Here is a 24,452-nt window from a genome sequence, read left to right as displayed (position 1 = left end):
CACCCAGTCCGGGCTACAATCGGGGGCTTACTCGCAAATCAGCGTCGCCCGGCCGCCTACAACGCCATCTTCCCCTTAAGCAGCAGTCCCCAGGCTATACGCCTGAGGCTCCGGGCGACCGTAACCATCCGGAGAACCCAGTGCTTTTGTCTCTCAAGGGAAGTTTCCCGCCCGCCATCCTGGCGCTCGCAGACGGCACGGTCTTTCTCGGCAACTCGATCGGAGCCACCGGCTCCACGACCGGTGAAGTGGTGTTCAACACCGCCATGACCGGTTACCAGGAAATCCTTACCGACCCGAGCTACTGCCAGCAGATCGTGACGCTCACGTATCCGCACATCGGCAACTACGGCGTCAACGGCGAGGACATCGAAGCCGACAAGATCCATGCCGCGGGCCTGATCATCAAGGACCTGCCACTCGTCGCCTCCAACTTCCGCAAGACCGCCACGCTGACCGAGTACCTCGTGTCCGGCAACACCGTGGCCATCGCGAACATCGACACCCGCAAGCTCACCCGCCACCTGCGCACCAACGGCGCCCAGAACGGCTGCATCCTGGGCCTGGCCGCGGGCGAGACCGTGACGCAGGCGCTGATCGACAAGGCCATCGCCTCCGCCAAGGCCGCGCCGAGCATGGCGGGCCTCGACCTCGCCAAGGTGGTGTCGGTCAAGCAGACCTACGAGTGGACCGAGACCGAGTGGAAGCTGGGCTCGGGCTATGGCGTGCAGATCACGCCGAAGTTCCACGTCGTGGCCTTCGACTACGGCGTCAAGAAGAACATCCTGCGCATGATCGCCCAGCGTGGCGCGCGCATCACCGTGGTGCCGGCGCAGACGCCCGCGGCCGACGTGCTCAAGTTGAAGCCGGACGGCATCTTCCTGGCCAACGGCCCTGGCGACCCGGAGCCCTGCGACTACGCCATCAGCGCCGTCAAGGAGCTGATCGAGACCGGCATTCCCACCTTCGGCATCTGCCTGGGCCACCAGATCATGGCGCTGGCCTCCGGCGCCAAGACCTTCAAGATGAAGTTCGGCCACCACGGCGCGAACCATCCGGTGAAGGACCTGGACAACGGCCGCGTGAGCATCACCAGCCAGAACCACGGCTTCGCGGTCGACGAGAAGTCGCTGCCGGCCAACCTGCGTCCCACCCACATCAGCCTGTTCGACAACACGCTGCAGGGCCTGGCTCGCACCGACAAGCCCGCGTTCTGCTTCCAGGGCCACCCTGAAGCCTCGCCTGGCCCGCACGACATCGGCTACCTGTTCGATCGCTTCACGGCACTCATGGAAAAGAACAAGACGGAAAAGACGGAGAAAGAGAATGCCTAAGCGCACAGACCTCAAATCGATCCTCATCATCGGCGCCGGCCCGATCATCATCGGCCAGGCCTGCGAGTTCGACTACTCCGGCGTGCAGGCCTGCAAGGCGCTGCGCGAAGAGGGCTACAAGGTCATCCTGATCAACAGCAACCCCGCGACGATCATGACCGACCCGGCCACGGCCGACGTCACCTACATCGAGCCCATCACCTGGCAGACGGTCGAGAAGATCATCGCCAAGGAGCGCCCCGACGCGATCCTGCCGACCATGGGCGGCCAGACCGCGCTGAACTGCGCGCTCGACCTGTGGCGCAACGGCGTGCTCGACAAGTACACGGGCGCTGCCACCAACAGGCCCGTCGAGCTGATCGGCGCCACGCCCGAGGCCATCGACAAGGCCGAAGACCGCCTGAAGTTCAAGGACGCGATGACCAAGATCGGACTGGGCTCGGCCCGTTCCGGCATCGCGCACTCGATGGAAGAGGCCTGGGCGGTGCAGAAGCATGTCGGCTTCCCGACCGTGATCCGCCCCAGCTTCACGCTCGGCGGCACCGGCGGCGGCATCGCCTACAACCCGGAAGAGTTCGAGACCATCTGCAAGCGCGGCATCGAAGCCTCGCCGACCAACGAGCTGCTGATCGAAGAATCGCTGCTCGGCTGGAAGGAGTACGAGATGGAAGTCGTGCGCGACAAGGCCGACAACTGCATCATCGTCTGCTCCATCGAAAACCTCGACCCGATGGGCGTGCACACCGGCGACTCGATCACCGTGGCCCCCGCCCAGACGCTGTCCGACAAGGAATACCAGATCCTGCGCAACGCCTCGCTGGCGGTGCTGCGCGAGATCGGCGTGGACACCGGAGGCTCGAACGTGCAGTTCTCCATCAACCCGAAGGACGGCCGCATGGTCGTCATCGAGATGAACCCGCGCGTGTCTCGTTCGTCGGCGCTGGCCTCCAAGGCCACGGGCTTCCCGATCGCCAAGGTCGCGGCCAAGCTGGCCGTCGGCTACACGCTCGACGAGCTGCGCAACGAGATCACCGGAGGTGCCACGCCGGCCTCGTTCGAGCCCTCGATCGACTACGTCGTCACCAAGATCCCGCGCTTCGCGTTCGAGAAGTTCCCGCAGGCAGATTCGCGCCTGACGACGCAGATGAAGTCGGTGGGCGAGGTGATGGCCATGGGCCGCACCTTCCAGGAGTCGTTCCAGAAGGCGCTGCGCGGCCTCGAAGTCGGCGTCGACGGCATGAACGAGAAGACGCAGGACCGCGAAGTGCTCGAGAAGGAACTGGGCGAGCCCGGCCCCGAGCGCATCTGGTACGTGGGCGATGCCTTCGCCCAGGGCATGAGCGTCGATGAAGTGTTCGCGCTCACGAAGATCGACCCGTGGTTCCTGGTGCAGATCGAGGAAATCGTGAAGATCGAGCTCGAGCTGGAAACCAAGTCGCTCGACGACATCGACGCCGCCACGCTGCGCCTGCTGAAGCAGAAGGGCTTCTCCGACCGCCGTCTGGCCAAGCAGCTGCGCACCACCGACACGGCCATCCGCGAGAAGCGCCGCGCCCTGGGCGTGCGCCCGGTCTACAAGCGCGTGGACACCTGCGCGGCCGAGTTCGCCACCAACACGGCCTACATGTACTCGACCTACGAGGACGAGTGCGAGGCCGACCCGAGCGACAAGAAGAAGATCATGGTGCTCGGCGGCGGTCCCAACCGCATCGGCCAGGGCATCGAGTTCGACTACTGCTGCGTGCACGCCGCGCTCGCCATGCGCGAGGACGGCTACGAGACCATCATGGTCAACTGCAACCCCGAGACCGTGTCGACCGATTACGACACCTCGGACCGCCTGTACTTCGAGCCGCTGACGCTGGAAGACGTGCTCGAGATCGTCGACAAGGAAAAGCCGCTGGGCGTGATCGTGCAGTACGGCGGCCAGACGCCGCTGAAGCTCGCCCTCGACCTGGAAGCCAACGGCGTGCCGATCATCGGCACCTCGCCCGACATGATCGACGCTGCCGAAGACCGCGAGCGCTTCCAGAAGCTGCTGCACGAGCTCAAGCTGCTGCAGCCGCCGAACGCCACTGCTCGTACCGAAGCCGAGGCGCTGGAGAAGGCCTCGCAGCTGGGCTATCCGCTGGTGGTGCGCCCCAGCTACGTGCTGGGCGGCCGCGCGATGGAAATCGTGCACGAGCAGCGTGACCTCGAGCGCTACATGCGCGAAGCCGTCAAGGTCAGCAACGATTCGCCGGTGCTGCTCGACCGCTTCCTGAACGACGCCGTGGAATGCGACGTCGACTGCCTGCGCGACGCCGAGGGCCAGACTCTCATCGGCGGCGTGATGGAGCACATCGAACAGGCCGGCGTGCACTCGGGCGACTCCGCCTGCTCGCTGCCGCCCTACAGCCTGAGCGCCGAGACGGTGGCCGAGCTGAAGCGCCAGAGCGCCGCCATGGCGGCCGCGCTGAATGTGGTCGGCCTGATGAACGTGCAGTTCGCCATCCAGCAGAAGGACGGCAAGGACGTCATCTACGTGCTCGAAGTGAACCCGCGCGCCTCGCGCACCGTGCCTTACGTGAGCAAGGCCACCGGCATCCAGCTGGCAAAGGTTGCGGCACGCTGCATGGCCGGCCAGTCGCTGAAGTCGCAGGGCATCGAGAAGGAAGTGACGCCGCCGTACTTCAGCGTGAAGGAAGCCGTGTTCCCGTTCGTCAAGTTCCCGGGCGTGGACACCATCCTCGGCCCCGAAATGAAGTCGACCGGCGAAGTCATGGGCGTGGGCAAGACCTTCGGCGAAGCCTTCGTGAAGTCGCAGCTGGGTGCCGGTACGCACCTGCCGAAGTCGGGCAAGGTCTTCATCTCGGTGAAGAACAACGACAAGGCGCGCGCGGTCGAAGTGGCTCGCGGCCTGGCCAAGCTGGGCTTCGAGTTGATCGCGACCAAGGGCACGGCCGCCGCCATCAATGCCGCCGGCGTCGAGTGCGCGACGGTGAACAAGGTGACGGAAGGCCGCCCGCACATCGTGGACATGATCAAGAACAACGAGATCGCCCTGGTCATCAACACGGTCGAAGAGCGCCGCAACGCGATCACCGACTCGCGCCAGATCCGCACCTCGGCGCTGCAGGCGCGCGTGACGACCTTCACCACGATCTTCGGCGCCGAAGCCGCGGTCGAGGGCATGGGCTTCATGGACGAGCTCGGCGTGATCTCGGTGCAGGAAATGCACGCGCAACTGGCCGCGGCCTGAGCGTCATCGCGATCATGGAAACGCAGCTCGTCGAACTCGGCCTGACCGACTGGAACGCGGCCACGCCCAACGAGGCGTGGATCGCGGAGCTGGAAGCGGGCAAGGTGCTGTGCTTTCCGCGCCTGGGTTTCGAGCTGCTGCCCGAAGAGCGCAGCCTGCTCACGCCCAGCCTGCTGTCGCCCGATGTGCGCAACATCAGCCTCGACGCCAACGGCAAGCTCAAGGGCGCCGTGGGCGACGAGACGGTACAGCGGACGGCTGCCGCGATGGTGGGGCGCTTCAGGGCGCAGGCCACGCAGCTCATCCACGGGCTGCTGCCGCACTACGCGCCGGCGCTGCGGCTGGCGCCGACCAGCTACCGTCCTGCGCAGGTCGAGACGCGGGTGCAGTCGTGGCGCGCCGACGACCGGCGCCTGCATGTCGATGCATTCCCGTCGCGGCCGAACTACGGCGAGCGCATCCTGCGCGTCTTCACCAACGTGAATCCCGACGGCGCGCCGCGCGTGTGGCGCGTGGGCGAACCCTTCGAGGACATCGCGAAGCGCTTCCTGCCGCGCGCCAAGCCCTATTCGCGCTGGCAGGCCAAGCTGCTGCAGGCGCTGCATGTGACCAAGTCGTTCCGCAGCGAGTACGACCACCTCATGCTGCAACTGCACGACGGCATGAAGTCGGACATGGCCTATCAGGAGAACTCGCCGCAGGAAACCGCGAAGTTCCCGCCGGGTTCGGTGTGGGTCTGCTTCTCCGACCAGACCTCGCACGCCGTGATGGCGGGCCAGTACATGCTCGAGCAGACCCTCCACCTGGACGCTTCCAAGCAATACAATCCCGCTTCGAGCCCGCTCGCCATCCTGAGCCGGCTGACAGGACGGACGCTCGTCTGAGCGCAGTCCCCCATCGACCGCCGAACGGCAGCGTTCGGCGGTTTCGCTTTATGGAGAACTAGATATGGCGACCATCCCCATCACCAAGCGCGGCGCGGAGAAGCTGCGCGAAGAACTGCGCCGGCTCAAGTCGGTGGACCGCCCCGCCGTCATCAATGCGATCGCCGAAGCGCGCGCGCAGGGTGACATCAGCGAAAACGCCGAGTACGAATCCGCCAAGGACCGCCAGGGCTTCATCGAAGGCCGCATCCTGGAGATCGAGGGCAAGCTCTCCGCCTCGCAGGTGATCGACCCCAGCGAGCTCGACGCCGGCGGCAAGGTGGTGTTCGGCTCCACCGTGGAACTCGAGGAAGAAGACAGCGGCGACGCCGTCAAGTACCAGATCGTGGGCGAGGACGAGGCCGACCTGAAGCAGGGCCTGATCAACGTTTCCAGCCCGATCGCCCGCGCGCTCATCGGCAAGGAAGAGGGCGACACCGCCGAGGTGCAGACGCCCGGCGGCCTGAAGCGCTACGAGATCGTGGCGGTCAGCTACCTCTGATCGCCGCGCGCATGAAGGACCTGAAAGACCGTATTGCGCTGATGCTGGCTGCCTTCTGGTGGGGCAGCCTGACGACGATCGGCTTTCTCGTCGTGCCGATGCTGTTCGCGAAGCTGGGCAACCCGGCGGTGGCGGGCAATTTCGCGGCGCAGCTGTTCGAGGCACAGAGCTGGATCGCCATCGCCTGCGGGGTGATCCTGCTGATCCACTTCCGCTCGAAGGCCGACGAGCGCATGAGCGGGCCGGCGATGACGACCATCTTCTTCATCCTGGGCGCGTTGCTGCTGGCGCTGCTGCAGCAGTACGCGGTGGCGCCGCGCATTGTGGCGCGGGAGAACCTGAAACTGTGGCATGCCATGGGAACGGGCATGTACTTCGTGCAGTGGCTCTGTGCCGGCGTGGTGCTGTGGCGCGTGGGAGGCCGCACGACGGGCTGAAGGCAACGACGGAACGCACGGCAAAGAAAAAGGCGGCTCGCGGGCCGCCTTTTCTCTTTTCTGTTTCTGCAGGGCGCTGCTACTCTTTCCAGTATTTCGCGACCCAGCGCGCCGGCTTGATGAACCGGAAGGCGCGGTTGCGGCGGCCAGCCAGCGCGTCGGGCGGGTTGCATTCGCCGTGGAACACCATGATCCGCGCGCCTTCGGGCACGAAGGGCTCTTCCCAGTAGTTGGTCGGCCAGGTCGGGATGCCGTGGTACTTGAAGCTGGGGCACCAGCCGTCGGGCCAGTAGGACAGCTTGCCCTGCTTGTGGAGCACGTCCGACAGGTAGGTCTGCTCGTTGCGGTACTCGGCCTGGACCTTGTACATGTTGGCGCGGAAATAGGCCAGCACGTCGGCATGGGCGCCGAGCTCGAAGCGGTAGACCGACGAGTTGCCTGTGATGCGCCCGCGTCGCCAGGGACGGTCGTAGTCGTGAATGATCAGGAACTCGCCCGGCTGCTCGAAAAACGCGTCCAGGCTGCCGACGACCACCACGTCGAGGTCGAGGAAGAGGGCGGGGCCGCTCAGGCCGTGCAGGTCTTTCTCGAAGGTGGTGAGCTTCTTCCAGGCGCCGTCGCGCTGGCCGGGGGCCAGATGCAGGTTGAGCGGGGGAATCGGCAGGCAGGTCACCTCGGGGCGAACACCGTTGCCGTCGTCGGTCAGGCAGACGAACTTAAAGTCGCCGCCGAGGTTGCGGCGGACCATCGCGTAGAGCCGATTGACGTATTCGGGGCCGTACTTCGTGCCCCACTTCATGCAGAGGATATGGCGCTGGGCGCCTTGCGCTGGCGCCAAGTTCAATCCGTCTGGTTGCGTTTCTTGACCGACAGGGGCCGTTTCGCCTTGGCGCGCTTGATGGTGCCGCCAGGGGTGAGGCGCTGGTTGCCGAGCACGCGCAGGGTCTTGATTTCAGGGCGCTGGCCGCCGCGCTTGCTGTACTTGACGATCTTCACGTCGCGCGGGCCGGGCATGCGGTCTTCGTCGACCACGCGCTCCTTCTCGACCTTGGGGCGCCACAGCACGAGCAGCTTGCCGATGTGCTGGATGGGGGCGGCGTCGAGTTCTTCGGCCAGTTCGCGCAGCATGGCGTCGCGGGCCAGGCGGTCGTCGGAGAAGACTCGGATCTTGATCAGGCCGTGGGCCTTGAGCGCCGCGTCGGCTTCCTTCTTCACGGCAGGGGTGAGCCCGTCTCCACCGACCATGACGATCGGATCCAGGTGGTGAGCTTCGGCGCGATGCACCTTGCGCTCGGCAGGGGTAAGTTGAATGGCGGGCATCCCCGTATTATCGACCCGTACACGAAGACCCCCATGAGCACCAAAGCCAAAAGCAAGAAAGTCAACAAGGCGTGGCTGCACGACCATATCAACGACCCCTACGTGAAGCTCGCCACGAAGGAGGGCTACCGGGCTCGCGCGGCCTACAAGCTCAAGGAGATCGACGAATCCCTCGGCTTGGTCAAGCCAGGCCAGCTGGTGGTGGACCTCGGCTCCGCCCCGGGCGCATGGAGCCAGTACCTGCGCCGGCGCATGTCGCCGGGCGGGGCCGCGGCCGGTGAACTGAACGGCACCATCGTCTCGCTCGACCTGCTGCCGATGGAGCCCATCGAGGGCGTGATCTTCCTGCAGGGGGATTTCCGCGAAGACGAGCTGCTGCAGCAACTGCTGGGCGTGCTGGCCGGGCGCAAGGCCGATCTTGTGGTTTCGGACATGGCGCCCAACCTGTCGGGCATCCATTCGGCCGACGCAGCCCGCGTTTCGCACCTGATCGAGCTCGCCATCGACTTCGCCCAGAACCACCTGAAGCCCGAGGGCGCGCTGGTGGCCAAGGTTTTCCATGGCAGCGGCTACGACGAGCTGGTGAAGCTTTTCAAGGCCAATTTCCGTGTCGTGAAACCCTTCAAACCCAAGGCGTCCCGGGACAAATCGGCCGAGACCTTCCTGGTCGGGGTAGGACTGAAGGCCGTGGATACGCCTTGATACCGGCCCGAGCAACATCCTTTGCGGCGCAAACCCATGTCAGGCTATGGCCGCATTAGGGAAATGCCAGCTTTTCGCAGCTTGAAAAGCCTAAAATGGGGCGCAATTGCGTACCCACAGCGCGTTTTTTCATTCACCTGTCACGCGCTTTAGCCTGGAGCTTCGTTTGAACAATCAGTGGTTTTCCAAAGTTGCCGTGTGGCTCGTCATCGCCATGGTGTTGTTCACTGTCTTCAAGCAGTTCGACACCCGCGGCGGCGTCGGCTCGGGGACAGTCAGCTACTCCGAGTTTCTGGACCAGGTCCGCAACAACCAGATCAAGAGCGCCGTCATTCCTGAAGGCGCCGCAGGCGGCGAGATCGTCGCCGTCACGAACGACGACCGCAAGATCCGCACGACTGCAACCGTGCTCGATCGCGGCCTCGTGGGCGACCTGATCGACCACAACGTCAAGTTCGACGTCAAGCCGCGCGAAGAAAGCTCCCTGCTCATGACCCTGCTGGTCAGCTGGGGGCCGATGCTGCTGCTGATCGGCGTGTGGATCTACTTCATGCGGCAGATGCAAGGCGGCGGCAAGGGCGGGGCGTTCAGCTTCGGCAAGAGCAAGGCCCGCATGATGGACGAGAACAACAACACGGTCACCTTCGCCGACGTCGCGGGCTGCGACGAAGCCAAGGAGGAAGTCCGTGAAGTGGTCGACTTCCTGAAGGACCCGCAGCGCTTCCAGAAGCTTGGCGGCCGCATTCCGCGCGGCCTGCTGCTGGTCGGCCCTCCGGGCACCGGCAAGACGCTGCTGGCCAAGTCGATCGCCGGCGAGGCCAAGGTGCCTTTCTTCTCGATCTCCGGTTCCGACTTCGTCGAAATGTTCGTCGGCGTGGGCGCTGCCCGCGTCCGCGACATGTTCGAGAACGCCAAGAAGAACGCTCCCTGCATCATCTTCATCGACGAAATCGACGCGGTGGGCCGCCAGCGCGGTGCCGGCCTCGGCGGCGGCAACGACGAACGCGAGCAGACGCTCAACCAGATGCTGGTCGAGATGGACGGCTTCGAAACCAACCTCGGCGTGATCGTGGTGGCTGCCACCAACCGCCCCGACATCCTGGACGCCGCGCTGCTGCGCCCCGGCCGTTTCGACCGCCAGGTCTACGTCACGCTGCCCGACATCCGTGGTCGCGAGCAGATCCTCGGCGTGCACATGCGCAAGGTCCCTCTGGGCCAGGATGTGAACCCGAGCGTGATCGCCCGCGGCACGCCCGGCATGTCGGGCGCAGACCTGGCCAACCTCTGCAACGAAGCTGCCCTGATGGCCGCCCGCCGCAATGCGCGCGTGGTCGAGATGCAGGACTTCGAAAAGGCCAAGGACAAGATCTTCATGGGCCCCGAGCGCAAGAGCATGGTCATGCCCGAGGAAGAGCGCCGCAACACGGCTTACCACGAGTCCGGCCATGCCCTCATCGGCAAGCTGCTGCCCAAGTGCGACCCGGTCCACAAGGTCACGATCATTCCGCGCGGCCGCGCCCTCGGCGTGACCATGAGCCTGCCCTCGCAGGACCGCTACAGCTACGACCGCGAGTACATGCTGAACCAGATCAGCATGCTGTTCGGCGGCCGCATCGCCGAGGAAGTGTTCATGCACCAGATGACCACCGGTGCCAGCAACGACTTCGAGCGTGCGACCAACCTGGCGCGCGACATGGTCATGAAGTACGGCATGAGCGATGCCCTTGGGCCGATGGTCTACGCCGAGAACGAAGGCGAAGTGTTCCTGGGCCGCTCGGTCACCAAGACCACGAACATGAGCGAGCAGACCATGGAGAAGGTCGACTCGGAAGTCCGCCGCATCATCGACGAGCAATACGCCCTGGCGCGCCGCCTGATCGAGGAGAACAGCGACAAGATGCACGCAATGGCCAAGGCGCTGCTCGAATGGGAAACCATCGATACCGAGCAGCTCGACGACATCATGGCTGGCCGCGCGCCCCGTCCTCCCAAGGACTGGACGCCCCGCATCCCGCCTTCGGGCAGCGGTGGCGGCAGCGGCGGCACGCCGGCCGTGACGACCGACCCGGCTCCCAACGCAGCGTGAGCGCGAATCCGGCGTCAAACCACAACGGGGCCTCTGGCCCCGTTTTCGATGGCGGACACGCGGCGGCCGGCAGCGCTTTCTGGCAGACCTCCCGCTTCCGCATCGACCTTGTGCAGCCGCGCGTGATGGGCATCGTCAACGTCACGCCCGATTCCTTTTCCGACGGCGGCGCTCATGCCTCCACCGAGACCGCCCTCCGGCACTGCGAGCAGTTGCTGAAGGAGGGCGCAGACATCCTCGACATCGGCGGCGAATCGACCCGCCCCGGCAGCCCCGCGGTGCCGCTCGAGGCCGAGCTGGCGCGCGTGGTGCCGGTGGTGCGCGAGGCGGTGAAGCTCAATGCGCCGATCTCCATCGACACCTACAAGCCCGAGGTCATGCGCGCCGTGCTCGACCTGGGCGCGGACATCGTCAACGACATCTGGGCGCTGCGCCAGCCGGGCGCGCGCGAGGCGGTCGCGGCGCATCCCTCCTGCGGCATCTGCCTGATGCACATGCACCGCGATCCGCAGACCATGCAGGCCGTGCCCATGTCGGGCGATGTCGTTCCGGAAGTCCTTTCTTTCCTGCGGGAGCAGGCGCAGCTTCTTTACGACCTCGGCGTCGACGCTGCGCGCATCACGCTCGACCCCGGCGTGGGCTTCGGCAAGACGGTGGCGCAGAACTTCGCCTTGCTCGCGCGCCAGCGCGAACTGCTCGCGGCGGGTCATCCGCTGCTGCTGGGCTGGTCGCGCAAGTCGTCGATCGGCGCCGTCACCGGCATCGAGATGGCGGGCGAGCGCATCGTGCCCAGCGTTGCTGCTGCCGTGCTGGCGGCGGATCGGGGCGCTGCCGTGGTGCGCGTGCACGACGTGCGCGACACGGTCGCCTCGCTCGCGGTATGGCGCGCAATGAAGGCTCAGGAAAAGTCACAACTACAACCACAAGGACAGGCACCCACACCATGACCCGCAAATATTTCGGCACCGATGGCATCCGTGGCACCGTGGGCAAGGCGCCCATCACTCCCGACTTCGTCCTGCGCCTCGCGCACGCCGTGGGCCGCGTGCTCAAGAAGACGCAGTCTCGCCCCACGGTGCTGATCGGCAAGGACACGCGCATCTCGGGCTACATGCTCGAATCCGCGCTCGAATCCGGCTTCAATTCGGCGGGTGTCGACGTGGTGCTGCTGGGCCCGCTGCCGACGCCCGGCGTGGCCTATCTCACGCGCGCCCAGCGCGCCAGCCTCGGCGTGGTGATCAGCGCGAGCCACAACGCCTATCCGGACAACGGCATCAAGTTCTTCAGCGCGCAGGGCACCAAGCTCGACGACGCCTGGGAGCTGGCCGTCGAGGCCGCGCTGGAGGAAGACCCGGTCTGGGTCGATTCCGCCAACCTCGGCAAGGCCCGCCGCCTCAACGACGCGCCCGGCCGCTACATCGAGTTCTGCAAGAGCACCTTCGCCAACGACCTGACGCTGCGCGACATGAAGCTCGTGGTCGATGCTGCACACGGCGCGGCCTACCAGGTGGCGCCCAACGTGTTCCACGAGCTGGGCGCGGAAGTGACCAGCATCGGCGTCTCGCCCGACGGGTTGAACATCAACAAGGGCTTCGGCGCCACGCACCCCGAGGCGTTGATCGCCGCGGTGACGGCGCAGAAGGCCGACTATGGCATCGCACTCGACGGCGACGCCGACCGCCTGCAGCTGGTCGACGCGAGCGGGCGCCTGTTCAACGGCGACGAGCTGCTCTACCTGATGGTGTCGGAGCGCATCGCGCGCGGCGACAAGCCGGTGGGGGTGGTCGGCACGCTCATGACCAACAAGGCCGTCGAAGTCGCCCTGCGCGGGCAGGGCATCGAATTCGTGCGCGCGAAGGTCGGCGACCGCTATGTGCTCGAAGAGCTCGACAAGCGCGGCTGGTTGCTGGGCGGCGAGGGTTCCGGCCACCTGCTGGCGCTCGACCGCCACACCACCGGCGACGGCATCGTGAGCGCGCTGCAGGTGCTGCAGGCCTGCGTGCGCAGCGGCAAGGCGGTAGCGCAGCTGCTCGAAGGCGTCACGCTGTTCCCGCAGACGCTGATCAACGTGCGCATCTCGCCCGACCAGGACTGGAAGGCCAACAAGGCGCTGGCCAGCGAAACCACGCGCATCGAGGCCGAACTCGGCGATTCGGGCCGCGTGCTGATCCGCGCGAGCGGCACCGAGCCGCTGGTTCGGGTGATGGTCGAGGCTCGCGATGCGAAGCAGGCCGAGTCGTGCGCCAGGCGCCTCGCGGCCACGCTGGAGCCTGCGCGATGACAGCAGCGGCCGGCGCGCAGCCGATCGAAGTCTTCATCGCCGACTACCGCAACGCCGCCCACGCGACCGCCCTGGTCGGTCTGCTCGACGCCTATGCCGGTGACCCGGCCGGCGGCGGCACACCGCTCGATCCCGCGGTGCTCGCAGGCTTGCCCTCGGCGCTGGCCGCGCGTCCCCAGGCCTTCAGCGTGCTGGCTTTCGACGGCGGGCAGCCTGTGGGCCTGATCAACTGTATCGAAGGCTTCTCGACCTTCGCCTGCAAGCCGCTGGTGAACGTGCACGACGTGGTCGTGCTGCCCAGCCATCGCGGGCAGCGCGTGGCGCAGAAGATGTTCTCGCTGGTAGAGGAAGAAGCTCGCCGCCGCGGCGCGTGCAAGCTCACGCTGGAGGTGCTTTCGGGCAACGCGCCCGCGCTGCGCGCCTACGAGCGCGAAGGCTTCGCGGGCTACCAGCTCGATCCGGCATTCGGCACCGCTGTCTTCCTGCAGAAGAGGCTCTGAGGGCAAACCACCAAAGGAAAAGGGCCGGGGCGAATCGTTCGCCACCGGCCCTTTGTTCTCTACCGCCAGATCAGAAGCGCGTCACCGGCATTTCGGCATCGGCCTTGCCCGGCGCGTACTTGCCCAGTTCCCACTTGGCGATCGCATTGCGGTGCACTTCGTCCGGACCGTCCGCGAAGCGCAGCGTGCGCGCGCCGGCGTAGGCCGAAGCCAGCGGGAAGTCGTCGCACATGCCGCCGCCGCCGTGGACCTGCATGGCCCAGTCGATCACCTGGCAGGCCATCGACGGTGCGACGACCTTGATCATGGCGATCTCGTTCTTCGCGACCTTGTTGCCGGCCACGTCCATCAGCCATGCAGCCTTCAGCGTGAGCAGGCGAGCCATGTCGATCTTGCAGCGGGCCTCGGCGATTCGCTCCTGCGTCACGGTCTGCGATGCCACGGTCTTGCCGAAGGCCACGCGCGAGGAGGCGCGCTTGCACATCAGCTCCAGCGCGCGCTCGGCCAGGCCGATCAGGCGCATGCAGTGGTGGATGCGTCCCGGGCCGAGGCGGCCCTGGGCGATCTCGAAGCCGCGGCCTTCGCCCAGCAGCATGTTGCTGGCGGGCACGCGCACGTTCTCGAAGTACATCTCGACGTGGCCGTGCGGCGCGTCGTCGTAGCCCATCACGTTCAGCGGGCGCACGATGCGGATGCCCTTGGCGTCGGCCGGCACCACGATCATGCTCTGCTGCGAGTGGCGCGGCGCCTCGGGGTCGCTCTTGCCCATGGTGATGAAGACCGCGCAACGCGGGTCGGCCGCGCCCGAGATCCACCACTTGTGGCCGTTGATGACGTACTCGTCGCCCTGGCGCTCGATGCGCGTGGAGATGTTGGTGGCGTCGCTCGAGGCCACTTCAGGCTCGGTCATGGCGAAGGCAGAGCGGATCTGGCCTTCGAGCAGCGGCTTGAGCCAGCGGGCCTTGATCTCTTCGGAGCCGTAGCGGGCGATGGTCTCCATGTTGCCCGTGTCGGGCGCCGAGCAGTTGAAGGCTTCCGAAGCCCATGGCACGCGACCCATGATCTCGGCCAGCGGTGCGTATTCCTGGTTGGTCAGGCCCGCGCCGTCATAGCCCGAGGCGGCGGCGCTGTCGACCGGCAGGAACAGGTTCCACAGGCCCTGGGCCTTGGCCTTCTCCTTGAGCTTCTCGACCGTCTTGAGCGCCGTCCAGCGCTTGCCGGCGGCGGTGTTCGCGGCCAGCTCGGCGGCGTACTCGGCTTCGGCCGGATAGATGTGGTCGTCCATGAATGCCTGCACGCGCTTTTGCAGGTCCTTGGTCTTGGCCGAGTATTCGAAGTCCATCTTTGTCTCTCCTGGTGGGGTGGGGCGGCTTATGCCTTTTGGGCAAACTGCCAGGCCATGTCGGCCATGGGGCGGGCGCCGCGGGCCGAAGCCACGGCTTGCTCGCTCGACGCGGTGCCGGCCTCGACCCGCTTGGCAATGCCTTGCAGGATCGCGGCCATGCGGAACAGGTTGTAGGCCTGGTAGAAGTTCCAGTCCGGCGCCAGCGCCTCGGGCGTGCTGATGCGGGTGCGCTCGCAGTAGCGGCGGATGTATTCGCTCTCGGTGGGAATGCCCAGCGAGGCGACGTCGACGCCGCCGATGCCGCGCCCGGTGGTCGGGGGCATGTGCCACGACATGCAGTGGTAGCTGAAGTCGGCCAGCGGGTGGCCGAGCGTCGACAGTTCCCAGTCGAGCACGGCGATGATGCGCGGCTCGGTGGTGTGGAACATCACGTTGTCGAGGCGATAGTCGCCATGGACGATCGACACCTTGCTCTCGTCGCGCGCGCTCGCGGGCATGTGCGCGGGCAGCCAGTCGATCAGCCGCTCCATGGCCTCGATGGGCTGCGAGAGCTCGCCCGCGCCGTCGGCCGAGGCCTTGTACTGCTTGCTCCAGCGGCCGATCTGGCGTTCGAAGTAATTGCCGGGCTTGCCGTAGTCGGCCAGGCCGCGGGCGGCGAAGTCGACGGTGTGCAGCGCGGCGATCACGCGGTTCATCTCGTCGTAGTGGGCGGCGCGCTCGGCATTGCTCATGCCGGGCAGCGACTGGTCCCACAGCACGCGTCCCTGCATGAACTCCATGACGTAGAAGGCGCGGCCGATGACGCTCTCGTCCTCGCACAGGCAGTACATGCGCGGCACGGGCACGTCGGTGCCCGCCAGGCCGCTCATCACCTTGTACTCGCGCTCCACCGCGTGGGCCGAGGGCAGCAGCTTCGCGACCGGGCCCGGTTTGGCGCGCATCACGTAGCTCTGCGTGGGCGTGATCAGCTTGTAGGTCGGGTTCGACTGGCCGCCCTTGAACATCTCGACCGTCAGCGGGCCCTTGAAGCCGTCGAGGTTCTTCCCGAGCCAGGCTGCGAGCGCGTCGACGTCGAAGGCGTGCTGTTGCGAGACGGCACGGGTGCCGATGAAGGAGGAGAAGTCCTGGCTCATGTCGGTATGTCTATCTGCCTGTCGTTGTCGTTCTAGCTTTCAGCTTCCGAGACGCGCATCAGCGCCGAGCGGTCGAGCACCACGAGGCCGCCCGGCTCGATGCGGATGGTGCCCTCGCGCTCCATGGTCTTGAGCTCCTGGTTGACCCGCTGGCGCGACGCACCCAGCAGCTGCGCCAGTTCTTCCTGCGCGAGCTGCAAGCCGATGCGCATCTGGCTGCCGTCTTCCAGGTTGGGCACGCCGTAGCTGCGCACCAGGTGGATGAGCTGCTTGGCCAGCCGCGCGCGCAGGGGCAGGGTGTTGAGGTCTTCCACCAGCCCGAAGAGCGTGCGGATGCGCCGCGCCTGCAGCCGCATCAGCGCCTCGTACAGCTCCACGTGCGAGGCCAGGATCTTCTGGAAGTCGGCGCGCGCCACGCACAGGATGGTGGTGTCGCCATGCGAGTAGGTGTCGTGCGTGCGCCGGTCCCCGTCGAACATCGCCACGTCGCCGAACCAGATGCCCGGCTCCACGTAGGTCAGCGTCACCTGCTTGCCCGAGACGGCCGTCGAACTCACCCGCACCGCGCCCTTGGCGCAGGCGATCCAGTGTTCGGGCGGATCGCCGCGGGCAGCGATCAGGTCGCCGTCCTTGTAGCGTTTGACGAAGGCGCATCGGAGGATGTCGTGCCGCAGCGATGGAGAAAGGGAAGAAAACCAGCGACCACTGTTGATCGCTTCACGTTCTTCGATGGTAAGAATGGGGTCGTCCATTGGTCTGTCCTCTCGGCGACTGGAAAGCTGGTGGGTGTCACGGGAGCGACGCCGTGCGGCGCCGCTCGGTTACTGGGCTATTCGTACTGCGGCGGTTTCTTCTCGAGGAACGCGGCGATGCCGATGCCCGCGTTCGCGTGGTGCAGGTTGCGCACGAAATGGTCCCGCTCCTGCGCGAGCTGCGATGCCAGCGTGGCGCCCCGGGCCTCGCTCAGCAGCTCCTTGATGCTGGCCAGCGAGTTCGGTGCGCGCGCATTGAGCCGGCCCGCCAGCGCCAGCGCGCCCGCGAGGGCCTGGCCGCTTTCGGTGAGCTCGTTGACGAGGCCCAGCGCATGAAGGCGCGAAGCCTCGATGCGCTCGCCGTTCATCAGCCATTCGCTCGCAAGCTGGCGCGGCAGTTGCAGGCCCAGGTGCCAGCTCAGGCCGCCGTCGGGTGACAGCGCCACGTTGCTGTACGAGGCCGCGAAGACCGCATCGCGCGCCGACACCACGAAGTCGCAGGCCAGCGCGAGCGAGAAGCCCGCGCCGGCAGCCGCGCCCTCGACGGCGGCGATGACCGGCTTGGGAAAGGTGCGGATCGAGTCGATCCAGTTGTGCAGGCCCTCGATGCTCTCGGCCTGAACCGAGCGGTCGAGCTGCCGGTTGGCCAGCAGCCGCTGCAGCGAGCCGCCGGCGCAGAACCATGAGCCTTCGCCCACGATGACCACGCTGCGGATCTCCGCGCTGTTCTCGGCGCCGTTGAGCGCCTCGATGCCCGCTGCGTAGATGTCGGGGCCCAGCGCGTTGCGCTGGCTCGGGTTGGAGATCGTCAGCACCATGGTGCTGCCCTCGCTCGTGCTCTTGAGTTCTGCGGTGCTCATGGCTCGCTTCCGTGCTCCTCGTTCATTTCGTGATCATTCTTCCTCGTGCAGCAGGCTCAGGCCCAGCGCGCCGCGGCGGCGCAGCCATGGGCTCGGGCGATAGCGCGGGTCGCCATACACCGTCTGCAGGTTGAACAGCACCTCGAGCATGTTGGTCGGTCCGTAGAGGTTGCCCATGGCCAGCGGGCCGCGCGGATAGCCCAGGCCCAGCTGCACGGCGGTCTCGAGGTCGGCCGGCGTGCACACGCGCTGCTGGCACATGTCGGCGGCGATGTTGACGATGGTGCCGATCACGCGCTGCGTGACGAAGCCGCCGCTGTCGCGGATCACGCTCAGGGCCTTGCCGTCGCGCGCGAAGAGTGCGTGCGCGGCATCGCGGATGTCTCGGCGCGTGGCCGGGTTGGTGGCGAGCACGCGGCGCTTGGTGGCTGCATCGTCGATCAGCATGTCGATGCCGACGGTGCGCGTGGCGTCCAGGCGCTCGACGGCGGCCACCGTCGTCACGTCGAAGCCCAGCGGCGCCACCAGGATCAGCGAATGCGGCGCGGCGGTGGCGCCGCTGTCGATCTGCGCACCCAGCGTGTTCACCAGGCGCAGCAGCTCGGCACGGCGTGCCGCGCGCGGCGACACCCACACCGAAGGCGTGCCCTCGACCACCGGCGCGGGCGCCTCGGGCACCTGCTGCATCACGCCGTCGTCGTAGCGGTAGAAGCCTTCACCGGTCTTGCGGCCCAGCGCGCCGGCAGCAAGGCGCTGCGCGGTGATCACGCTGGGGCGGAAGCGCGGCTCCTCGAAGTACTGGTGATAGATCGACTCCATCACCGGGTGCGACACGTCGAGCGCCGTCAGGTCCAGCAGCTCGAAGGGGCCGAGGCGGAAGCCGGCCTGGTCCTTGAGGATGCGGTCGACGGTCGCGAAGTCGGCCACGCCTTCGCCGACGATGCGCAGCGCCTCGGTGCCATAGCCGCGGCCGGCGTGGTTGACGATGAAGCCGGGCGTGTCCTGCGCCTGCACGGCGCTGTGGCCCATCTGCGTGGCGTAGCCGGCGAGCTGCTTGCACACATCGGGCGAGGTCTTGAAGCCCGCGACCACCTCGACCACCTTCATCAACGGCACCGGGTTGAAGAAGTGGAAGCCCGCGACGCGCGCCGGATGCTTCAGGCCGGCTGCGATGGCCGTCACCGAGAGGGATGAGGTGTTGGTGACCAGCGTGGCAGTCTCCGCCACCACGCCTTCGAGCTCGCTGAAGAGCTTGCGCTTGACTTCCAGGTCTTCGACGATGGCTTCGACGATCAGGTCGCAGCCCGCCAGCGCCTGGATCGAATCGACAGCCTTCACGCGGGCGATGTACGCGTCGCGCATGGCGGCATCGATCTTGTTCTTCTCGTGCAGCTTGTTCCATTGGGCACTGAGGGCTTCGCGCCCGCGCTCGGCGGCGCCCGCAAAGCTGTCGAGCAGCAGCACTTCGCTGCCTGCCTGCGCCGCGATCTGCGCGATGCCGCGACCCATGGCGCCGGCGCCGACGACGCCGATTCGGGAGTAGTTCACTGTCATTTGCTGGAGATTTTCACTGGTTGGGTGGTATCCGGACCTGCGGGGCAGGCGTCGACACAGGTGTCGTACGCATCGGCACCGCTGTCGAAGTCTTCGATTTTGCAGCCCCGCGCGGGCGGGGCGTGACGGGTTTTACGCGGGGGCGCGCTTTCAGGGCGCACGACGGCTGCGGTCGATGGCCACGCTCAGCGAGATGGCGACCATCAGCAGGCCGAGGCCGACCCAGCTCATCCATGCGCCCGCATCGTTGGCGAGCAGCCAGCCACCCAGCGCTGCGCCAACGGCTTGCCCGGTGTAGATGCCGGAACTGTTGAGCGCCACCGAGCCCGGCGCCAGCGCGGGCGCCAGGCCCACCAGGCGGGCCTGCTGCGCCGAGTTGGTCGCGAAGCAGCCCAGTCCCCAGGGAACGAGCACCACCGCCAGCCAGGCCAGCGTGGAGGCCAGCGGCCACAGCAGCAGGCTGGAGGCGATCAGCACCGTGGTGACGAGCACCATGCGCCCGGCGCCCACGCGGTCGATGAAGCGGCTGACCACCATGTTGCCGACCAGCCCGCAGGCACCGAACAGCGCCCACATCGCGCTCAGCGTGGTGGCGTCGGCGCCGAAGCTCTGCTTGAGGATCGGACCGAAATAGCTGAACAGCACGAACTGGCCCGCGCCCTGCAGCGCCGTGACCGAGACGATGCCCATCAGCACCGGGCTGCGCAGCACGCGCGACCATGCGGCGGCCGTCAGCGCGGCGGGGCGGATGCCGTTGGGCAAGGTGAGCCACACCGATGTCGCGCTCGCGACACTGAGCGCCGCAATCGCCGCAAAAGCCATGCGCCAGCCCAGGTGCCCGCCGATCAGCGCGCCGATGGGCAGGCCCAGCACAGAGGCCATCGACCAGCCGAGAAAGACGAAGGTCACGGCCCGCCCGCGATGCTCCGGCGGCACAAGCAGGCCGGCACAGGCGGCGGCCTGGGGCGTGAAGATCGCGGGCGCGATCACCGTGAGCATGCGCACCGGCAGCAGGGCGCCGAAGGTGGGCATCAGCGCGCAGAGAACGTGGCCGATGGCGTACCAGAGGAGGGTGAGGGCGAGAAGCTGGCGGCGGTCCCATCCGGCCACTGCGGCGGCCAGCAACGGTGCGCCTACGCACATGACCGCCGCGGCGGCAGTGATGAGCTGCCCCGCCGTGGCGGCCGTGACCGAGAGCGAGGCGCTGATCTCGTTGAGCGTGCCGGGCACGACCATCACGCCCGTTCCGATCACGAAATTGCCGGCAAGCAGCGCCCAGAGCGCCCTCCGTGGCGCCGGCTGGCTCACCGACGGACCTGCAGCGCGCCGGGATTCACGATGTTCGTGGGGTTGCCGTTGATGTAGCTCACGACGTTGTCGAAGGCCTGGCCGAAGTAGCTCTCGTAGCTTTCCTGCTCGACGTAGCCGATGTGCGGCGTGCAGATGCAGTTCTCGAGGCGCAGCAGCGCGTGGCCCTGCAGCGGTGGTTCGCTCTCGAACACGTCGACGGCCGCGAGCCCCGGGCGGCCGCGGTTGAGGGCCGCGAGCAAGGCATCGGCCTCGACCAGCTCCGCGCGCGAGGTGTTCACGAACAGGGCGGTCGGCTTCATACGCGAGAGGTCCTCGAGGGTGATGAGGCCGTTGGTCTCTTCGTTGAGCCGCAGGTGCACCGACAGCACGTCGGCCGCGGCGAAGAACTCATGGCGGTTCTGGGCCACCTGGAAGCCGTCGGAGCGCGCCTTGGCGCAGCTGGCTTCACGGCCCCAGATCACGACCTGCATGCCGAAGGCCTGCCCGTAGCGCGCCACCAGCTGGCCGATGCGCCCGTAGCCCCAGATGCACAGAGTCTTGCCCTTGAGTACGGAGCCGATGCCGAAATTGGGCGGCATCGAGGCCGACTTGAGCCCGGACTGCTGCCAGGCGCCGTGCTTGAGGTTGCTGATGTACTGCGGCAGCCGGCGCATGGCGGCCATGATGAGCGCCCAGGTGAGCTCGGCGGGCGCCTGGGGAGAGCCGGAACCCTCTGCCACGGCCACGCCGCGCTCGGTGCAGGCCGCGACGTCGATGTGTCCGGCGACGCGCCCCGTCTGGGAAATGAGCTTGAGCTTCGGGAGCTTCTCGATGAGCTGGCGCGAGATCTGGGTGCGTTCGCGGATCAGCACGATCACGTCGGCGTCCTTGAGTCGGACCGACAACTGCCCAATGCCTTTGACCGTGTTGGTATAGACCTTGGCCGCGTATGCGTCCAGCTTGGAAGCGCAGCGCAGCTTGCGTACGGCGTCCTGGTAATCGTCGAGGATCACAATGTTCATGGCGTGCCATTGTGCCTCGCAGCATTGGAATGTCGCGCCGGCGAACGTTTGGATACCCGCCCTGCAGCCGCTTGCAGAGCGGTTCGGGCCCGGTACAGGATCCGATACCGGGCTCAGTGCAGGTTCAATGCAGACGTGTCGAGCGAGGGGCCGCGGCCAGTGTTTCGGCGGCTTCCAGAGCGGCCAGGCGGTCGAGTTCGGCGCAGACGTCGGCCATGCGGCCGGAGATCAGCACCCGATTGCTGTTGCGCTGCTGGCCCTTGCCGTCGACCACGCGGACCACGCGCAGCGGGCGTGCCGCAGCGGCTGCTTCAGAAGGGGCGGTGCCGCCGGTGCGGGCTGTACAGGCGGGGCGCACGGCCACGTAGCGCAGTCCAGCGGAGGACTCTGCGGAATCGAGATGATCCCTGCGATGGGAGGGGCGGCGTGCGGGCATCAGCCGGTTGGCCAGCGATTGCAGCGGCATCCAGATGTCGGCGATGGCGAGAAGGGCGATTCCCATGTGAACTCCAAAAAAGTATGAGGTTGAACACAGGCAGGATTTCTTGAATCGGCCGCGACAGGGTGATGGCGACTCTTCGCCATACGCCCGCCACCTGTCGCTGCCGGATGGGGTGCTGTTGCTCTGGAAAGCAGGTCGCAGCGGCCTACATCAGCATGGTGTTCCGAATGAGTCCGACCGCGAGGCCTTCGATTTCGAAAGGCTCGCCGGGCTGCACGATGATGGTCGGGTATTCGGGGTTCTCGGCGTGCAGCTCGATGACCTGTTTGTTGCGCTTCAGGCGCTTGACGGTCACTTCGTCGCCCAGGCGCGCGACAACGATCTGGCCGTTGCGTGCTTCCTTGGTGGCCTGCACCGCGAGCAGGTCGCCGTCCATGATGCCGGCGTCGCGCATCGACATGCCGCGCACCTTGAGCAGGTAGTCGGGCTGGCGCTGGAACAGCGTGTTCTCGACGTAGAAGGTCTGGTCGACGTGCTCTTGAGCCAGGATTGGCGAGCCGGCTGCGACGCGGCCGATGAGCGGCAGCGCCAGCTGGGCCATGCCGGGCAGCGAGAGGGAGAACTGTCCACCCTCGCGATGGCGCGTTTCGTTGAGCGAGCGCAGCGCGTCGCCCTTGAGGCGGATGCCGCGGGAAGTGCCGCTGACCAGCTCGATGACGCCCTTTCGCGCCAGTGCCTGCAGGTGCTCTTCGGCGGCATTGGCGGACTTGAACCCGAGTTCATTGGCGATTTCGGCGCGCGTGGGTGGCGCACCGGTGCGTGCGATGGCGCTCTGGATGAGGTCCAGGATCTGCTGCTGGCGGGCTGTAAGCTTCACGGCGAACTGCATGTGTGGTTCCTTGCGGCACTGGTTGGATATCCAGTGCCTGTATTTTTAACCAGTTTTTAGAAGTTGACAAGCCATGGTCAATTCCTCTTCGCCCGAACTGCCGCGCCGCGTGGTGGTTCTGGGCACCGGCGGCACCATCGCGGGCCGGGCCGCCAGCAGCGGCGACAACATCGGCTACACCGCCGCGCAGGTGGGCGTGGCCGACCTGCTGGGTGGCATCGAGGCACCCGACGGCGTGATGCTGGAGGCCGAGCAGGTGGCTCAGGTCGACAGCAAGGACATGTCCTTCGCCATCTGGCAGCAGCTGGCCCGGCGCTGCGCGCACTGGCTGGCGCAGGCCGATGTGGCGGGTGTGGTGATCACGCACGGCACCGACACGATCGAGGAAACCGCGTTCTTCCTGCATTCTGTGCTGGTGCCGTCCAAGCCCGTCGTGCTGACCTGCGCGATGCGCCCGGCCACCGCGCTGTCGCCGGACGGTCCGCAGAACGTTCGTGATGCAATCAGCGTCGCCGCCACACGGGGTGCGCACGGAGTCACCGTGGTGTGCGCCGGGGCGATCCATGCCGGCGTCGACATCCAGAAGGTCCATACCTATCGGCTGGACGCCTTTGCTTCGGGCGATGCGGGCCCCGTGGGCTATGTGGAGGAGGGCGAGGTGCGCCTTGTCCGGTCGTGGCCGCAAGGCGGAACGCTGCCGGTAGTGAAGCTCTTCGGTGCTACCGAGGTGCAGTGGCCACGCGTGGAGATCGTGATGAGCCACGCCGGTGCCAGCGGTGCGGCGATCGAGGCGCTGCTTCAGGCGGGCGGAGCGGATCCTCTGCGCGGACTGGTGCTTGCCACCACCGGCAACGGCACCTTGCACCATGCGCTGGAAGCTGCCGCGCTCGAGGCCCGGGACGCCGGCATCGAGGTGCTCCGAGCCACGCGCTGCTCGAGCGGGCGCATCCTGCCGAAGGCGGGGGATCCGCTTCGCGATGCGGGCTCGCTGACGCCCGCGAAGGCCCGCATCGCCCTGATGCTCGAATTGCTGGGCTGAAAGCAGAACCGCCCCTCTGGAGGGGCGGTTTGCTGCGAGTCGGATGATCGGTCGATCTTTCGATCAGCTGCTCAGCGCGGCCAAGGCGCGCTGGGTGATCTCGTCGACCGTGCCCACGCCCTTGATGGCGCGGTACTTAGGCGCGGCGGCCGGATCGGCCTTGGCCCAGGCGGAGTAGTAGTCGACCAGCGGACGCGTCTGCTGGCTGTACACGTCGAGCCGCTTGCGCACGGTTTCTTCCTTGTCGTCCTCACGCTGGATGAGGTCCTCGCCGGTCACGTCGTCCTTGCCTTCCACCTTGGGCGGGTTGAACTTGACGTGGTAGGTGCGGCCCGAAGCCGGGTGCGAGCGGCGGCCGCTCATGCGCTCGATGATGTCGCCGAAGGGCACGTCGATCTCGAGCACGTAGTCGAGCTTGACGCCTGCCGCCTTCATGGCGTCGGCCTGGGGAATGGTGCGGGGGAAGCCGTCGAACAGGAAGCCGCTAGCGCAGTCGGGCTGCGCGATGCGTTCCTTCACGAGATTGATGATCAGGTCGTCGCTGACCAGTGCGCCGGCGTCCATGACGGCCTTGGCCTGCAGCCCGAGCGGCGTGCCGGCCTTGACGGCTGCGCGCAGCATGTCGCCGGTCGAAATCTGGGGAATGCTGTATTTCTGGCAAATGAAGGCCGCTTGCGTGCCTTTGCCCGCCCCGGGCGCGCCCAGCAAAATTAGTCTCATGGTGTCCTCGGACGGTTCTTAGATTTTGTGTCGCGCCGAGCGTCGGCCCCATGGCTGGGCTGGGCGGAGTTGCTTCGAGG

The 24,452-nt window shown here is 66.8% G+C and carries 23 protein-coding genes; 11 read left to right on the top strand and 12 right to left on the bottom strand.

The features are described from left to right. The first annotated feature begins 140 nt into the window (after positions 1-140). The 5 genes from carA to ABL843_RS16805 all read left to right on the top strand — a co-directional run bounded on the left by carA (position 141) and on the right by ABL843_RS16805 (position 6,437). The gene (gene carA, locus ABL843_RS16825; protein WP_184637582.1) at positions 141-1,334 is read left to right on the top strand and encodes a glutamine-hydrolyzing carbamoyl-phosphate synthase small subunit; all 1,194 of its coding nucleotides are present in this window, start codon (positions 141-143) and stop codon (positions 1,332-1,334) included. After that, positions 1,327-4,575 carry a carbamoyl-phosphate synthase large subunit gene (carB, locus tag ABL843_RS16820; protein ID WP_418116579.1) on the top strand — a complete coding sequence of 1,083 codons (3,249 nt, stop codon included), beginning with the start codon at positions 1,327-1,329 and terminating at the stop codon, positions 4,573-4,575. The genes carA and carB overlap by 8 nt, the downstream gene beginning before the upstream one ends. 14 nt (positions 4,576-4,589) lie before the next feature. After that, a complete protein-coding gene (locus tag ABL843_RS16815; RefSeq protein WP_418116578.1) occupies positions 4,590-5,459 on the top strand; it encodes a Kdo hydroxylase family protein in 870 nt (289 codons plus the stop codon). Positions 5,460-5,523: 64 nt separating this feature from the next. After that, positions 5,524-6,000 carry a transcription elongation factor GreA gene (gene greA, locus ABL843_RS16810; RefSeq protein WP_126024038.1) on the top strand — a complete coding sequence of 159 codons (477 nt, stop codon included), beginning with the start codon at positions 5,524-5,526 and terminating at the stop codon, positions 5,998-6,000. An 11-nt stretch (positions 6,001-6,011) separates the two neighbouring features. Beyond that, positions 6,012-6,437, top strand: coding sequence for a DUF4149 domain-containing protein (locus tag ABL843_RS16805; RefSeq protein WP_418116577.1), 426 nt, complete (start codon positions 6,012-6,014; stop codon positions 6,435-6,437). Positions 6,438-6,516: 79 nt separating this feature from the next. On the opposite strand, the gene ABL843_RS16800 is transcribed toward ABL843_RS16805, so the two are convergent. Together ABL843_RS16800 and ABL843_RS16795 are read right to left on the bottom strand one after the other, a co-directional pair. Next, positions 6,517-7,236, bottom strand: a complete 720-nt coding sequence (locus ABL843_RS16800; protein ID WP_418116576.1) for a glycosyltransferase — start codon at positions 7,234-7,236, stop codon at positions 6,517-6,519. Positions 7,237-7,277: 41 nt separating this feature from the next. Then, positions 7,278-7,757 (bottom strand): YhbY family RNA-binding protein, encoded by a 480-nt coding sequence (locus tag ABL843_RS16795; RefSeq protein WP_418116575.1) that lies wholly within the window; start codon positions 7,755-7,757, stop codon positions 7,278-7,280. A gap of 33 nt (positions 7,758-7,790) precedes the next feature. On the opposite strand from ABL843_RS16795, the gene ABL843_RS16790 reads away from it, so the two are divergent. From ABL843_RS16790 to ABL843_RS16770, 5 genes are all read left to right on the top strand, one after another. After that, positions 7,791-8,459: an RlmE family RNA methyltransferase gene (locus ABL843_RS16790; protein WP_369662178.1), complete on the top strand. Its 669-nt coding sequence runs from the start codon at positions 7,791-7,793 to the stop codon at positions 8,457-8,459. A 166-nt stretch (positions 8,460-8,625) separates the two neighbouring features. Then, positions 8,626-10,545, top strand: a complete 1,920-nt coding sequence (ftsH, locus tag ABL843_RS16785; RefSeq protein ID WP_019652445.1) for an ATP-dependent zinc metalloprotease FtsH — start codon at positions 8,626-8,628, stop codon at positions 10,543-10,545. A gap of 125 nt (positions 10,546-10,670) precedes the next feature. Next, entirely contained in the window at positions 10,671-11,492 is an 822-nt protein-coding gene (gene folP, locus ABL843_RS16780) for a dihydropteroate synthase (RefSeq protein WP_418120485.1), read from the top strand. Continuing rightward, on the top strand, positions 11,489-12,826 hold the full coding sequence (gene glmM / locus ABL843_RS16775) for a phosphoglucosamine mutase (protein WP_418116574.1): 1,338 nt from the start codon (positions 11,489-11,491) through the stop codon (positions 12,824-12,826). Before folP ends, glmM begins: the two co-directional genes overlap by 4 nt. Next, a complete protein-coding gene (locus ABL843_RS16770) occupies positions 12,823-13,326 on the top strand; it encodes a GNAT family N-acetyltransferase (protein ID WP_418116573.1) in 504 nt (167 codons plus the stop codon). The genes glmM and ABL843_RS16770 overlap by 4 nt, the downstream gene beginning before the upstream one ends. Positions 13,327-13,396: 70 nt before the next feature. Here ABL843_RS16770 and ABL843_RS16765 read toward each other — a convergent pair whose 3' ends face one another. The 9 genes from ABL843_RS16765 to lexA form a co-directional block, all read right to left on the bottom strand. After that, positions 13,397-14,668 carry an acyl-CoA dehydrogenase family protein gene (locus ABL843_RS16765; RefSeq protein WP_019652449.1) on the bottom strand — a complete coding sequence of 424 codons (1,272 nt, stop codon included), beginning with the start codon at positions 14,666-14,668 and terminating at the stop codon, positions 13,397-13,399. Between the two features lie 29 nt (positions 14,669-14,697). Further along, positions 14,698-15,804, bottom strand: a complete 1,107-nt coding sequence (locus tag ABL843_RS16760; protein WP_418116572.1) for a phosphotransferase — start codon at positions 15,802-15,804, stop codon at positions 14,698-14,700. A gap of 32 nt (positions 15,805-15,836) precedes the next feature. Beyond that, complete coding sequence (locus tag ABL843_RS16755; protein ID WP_093202289.1) at positions 15,837-16,556, bottom strand: Crp/Fnr family transcriptional regulator; 720 nt, start codon at positions 16,554-16,556, stop codon at positions 15,837-15,839. Between the two features lie 77 nt (positions 16,557-16,633). Further along, positions 16,634-17,416 (bottom strand): oxepin-CoA hydrolase, alternative type, encoded by a 783-nt coding sequence (locus ABL843_RS16750; protein WP_418116571.1) that lies wholly within the window; start codon positions 17,414-17,416, stop codon positions 16,634-16,636. Positions 17,417-17,449: 33 nt separating this feature from the next. After that, positions 17,450-18,970 (bottom strand): 3-hydroxyacyl-CoA dehydrogenase, encoded by a 1,521-nt coding sequence (locus ABL843_RS16745; RefSeq protein ID WP_418116570.1) that lies wholly within the window; start codon positions 18,968-18,970, stop codon positions 17,450-17,452. 150 nt (positions 18,971-19,120) lie between these two features. Beyond that, positions 19,121-20,278 carry an MFS transporter gene (locus ABL843_RS16740; RefSeq protein ID WP_418116569.1) on the bottom strand — a complete coding sequence of 386 codons (1,158 nt, stop codon included), beginning with the start codon at positions 20,276-20,278 and terminating at the stop codon, positions 19,121-19,123. Further along, a complete protein-coding gene (locus tag ABL843_RS16735; protein WP_093202278.1) occupies positions 20,275-21,282 on the bottom strand; it encodes a D-2-hydroxyacid dehydrogenase family protein in 1,008 nt (335 codons plus the stop codon). Before ABL843_RS16735 ends, ABL843_RS16740 begins: the two co-directional genes overlap by 4 nt. Positions 21,283-21,406: 124 nt before the next feature. Next, a complete protein-coding gene (locus ABL843_RS16730; protein WP_418116568.1) occupies positions 21,407-21,784 on the bottom strand; it encodes a hypothetical protein in 378 nt (125 codons plus the stop codon). Positions 21,785-21,929: 145 nt separating this feature from the next. Next, complete coding sequence (gene lexA, locus ABL843_RS16725; RefSeq protein ID WP_418116567.1) at positions 21,930-22,613, bottom strand: transcriptional repressor LexA; 684 nt, start codon at positions 22,611-22,613, stop codon at positions 21,930-21,932. 73 nt (positions 22,614-22,686) lie between these two features. Here lexA and ABL843_RS16720 point away from each other — a divergent pair, with 73 nt between their 5' ends. Beyond that, positions 22,687-23,652, top strand: coding sequence for an asparaginase (locus tag ABL843_RS16720; protein WP_418116566.1), 966 nt, complete (start codon positions 22,687-22,689; stop codon positions 23,650-23,652). Positions 23,653-23,715: 63 nt separating this feature from the next. On the opposite strand, the gene adk is transcribed toward ABL843_RS16720, so the two are convergent. Then, the gene (adk, locus tag ABL843_RS16715; RefSeq protein ID WP_126024051.1) at positions 23,716-24,372 is read right to left on the bottom strand and encodes an adenylate kinase; all 657 of its coding nucleotides are present in this window, start codon (positions 24,370-24,372) and stop codon (positions 23,716-23,718) included. Between the last annotated feature and the right edge of the window lie 80 nt (positions 24,373-24,452).

This window comes from Variovorax sp. 350MFTsu5.1, assembly GCF_048302515.1.
GTDB lineage: Bacteria > Pseudomonadota > Gammaproteobacteria > Burkholderiales > Burkholderiaceae_C > Variovorax > Variovorax guangxiensis.
Note: the sequence above shows the minus strand (reverse complement) of the source record. Positions and strands in the feature narration are given on the sequence as shown.

Bases quoted from the DNA above. Each gene is read 5' to 3' on its own strand.
- carB (WP_418116579.1), top strand. From the start codon at position 1,327: ATGCCTAAGCGCACAGACCTCAAATCGATCCTCATCATCGGCGCCGGC.
- ABL843_RS16815 (WP_418116578.1), top strand. From the start codon at position 4,590: ATGGAAACGCAGCTCGTCGAACTCGGCCTGACCGACTGGAACGCGGCC.
- greA (WP_126024038.1), top strand. From the start codon at position 5,524: ATGGCGACCATCCCCATCACCAAGCGCGGCGCGGAGAAGCTGCGCGAA.
- ABL843_RS16805 (WP_418116577.1), top strand. From the start codon at position 6,012: ATGAAGGACCTGAAAGACCGTATTGCGCTGATGCTGGCTGCCTTCTGG.
- ABL843_RS16800 (WP_418116576.1), bottom strand. From the start codon at position 7,236: ATGAAGTGGGGCACGAAGTACGGCCCCGAATACGTCAATCGGCTCTAC.
- ABL843_RS16795 (WP_418116575.1), bottom strand. From the start codon at position 7,757: ATGCCCGCCATTCAACTTACCCCTGCCGAGCGCAAGGTGCATCGCGCC.
- ABL843_RS16790 (WP_369662178.1), top strand. From the start codon at position 7,791: ATGAGCACCAAAGCCAAAAGCAAGAAAGTCAACAAGGCGTGGCTGCAC.
- folP (WP_418120485.1), top strand. From the start codon at position 10,671: ATGGGCATCGTCAACGTCACGCCCGATTCCTTTTCCGACGGCGGCGCT.
- glmM (WP_418116574.1), top strand. From the start codon at position 11,489: ATGACCCGCAAATATTTCGGCACCGATGGCATCCGTGGCACCGTGGGC.
- ABL843_RS16770 (WP_418116573.1), top strand. From the start codon at position 12,823: ATGACAGCAGCGGCCGGCGCGCAGCCGATCGAAGTCTTCATCGCCGAC.
- ABL843_RS16765 (WP_019652449.1), bottom strand. From the start codon at position 14,668: ATGGACTTCGAATACTCGGCCAAGACCAAGGACCTGCAAAAGCGCGTG.
- ABL843_RS16760 (WP_418116572.1), bottom strand. From the start codon at position 15,804: ATGAGCCAGGACTTCTCCTCCTTCATCGGCACCCGTGCCGTCTCGCAA.
- ABL843_RS16755 (WP_093202289.1), bottom strand. From the start codon at position 16,556: ATGGACGACCCCATTCTTACCATCGAAGAACGTGAAGCGATCAACAGT.
- ABL843_RS16750 (WP_418116571.1), bottom strand. From the start codon at position 17,416: ATGAGCACCGCAGAACTCAAGAGCACGAGCGAGGGCAGCACCATGGTG.
- ABL843_RS16745 (WP_418116570.1), bottom strand. From the start codon at position 18,970: ATGACAGTGAACTACTCCCGAATCGGCGTCGTCGGCGCCGGCGCCATG.
- ABL843_RS16735 (WP_093202278.1), bottom strand. From the start codon at position 21,282: ATGAACATTGTGATCCTCGACGATTACCAGGACGCCGTACGCAAGCTG.
- ABL843_RS16730 (WP_418116568.1), bottom strand. From the start codon at position 21,784: ATGGGAATCGCCCTTCTCGCCATCGCCGACATCTGGATGCCGCTGCAA.
- lexA (WP_418116567.1), bottom strand. From the start codon at position 22,613: ATGCAGTTCGCCGTGAAGCTTACAGCCCGCCAGCAGCAGATCCTGGAC.
- ABL843_RS16720 (WP_418116566.1), top strand. From the start codon at position 22,687: ATGGTCAATTCCTCTTCGCCCGAACTGCCGCGCCGCGTGGTGGTTCTG.
- adk (WP_126024051.1), bottom strand. From the start codon at position 24,372: ATGAGACTAATTTTGCTGGGCGCGCCCGGGGCGGGCAAAGGCACGCAA.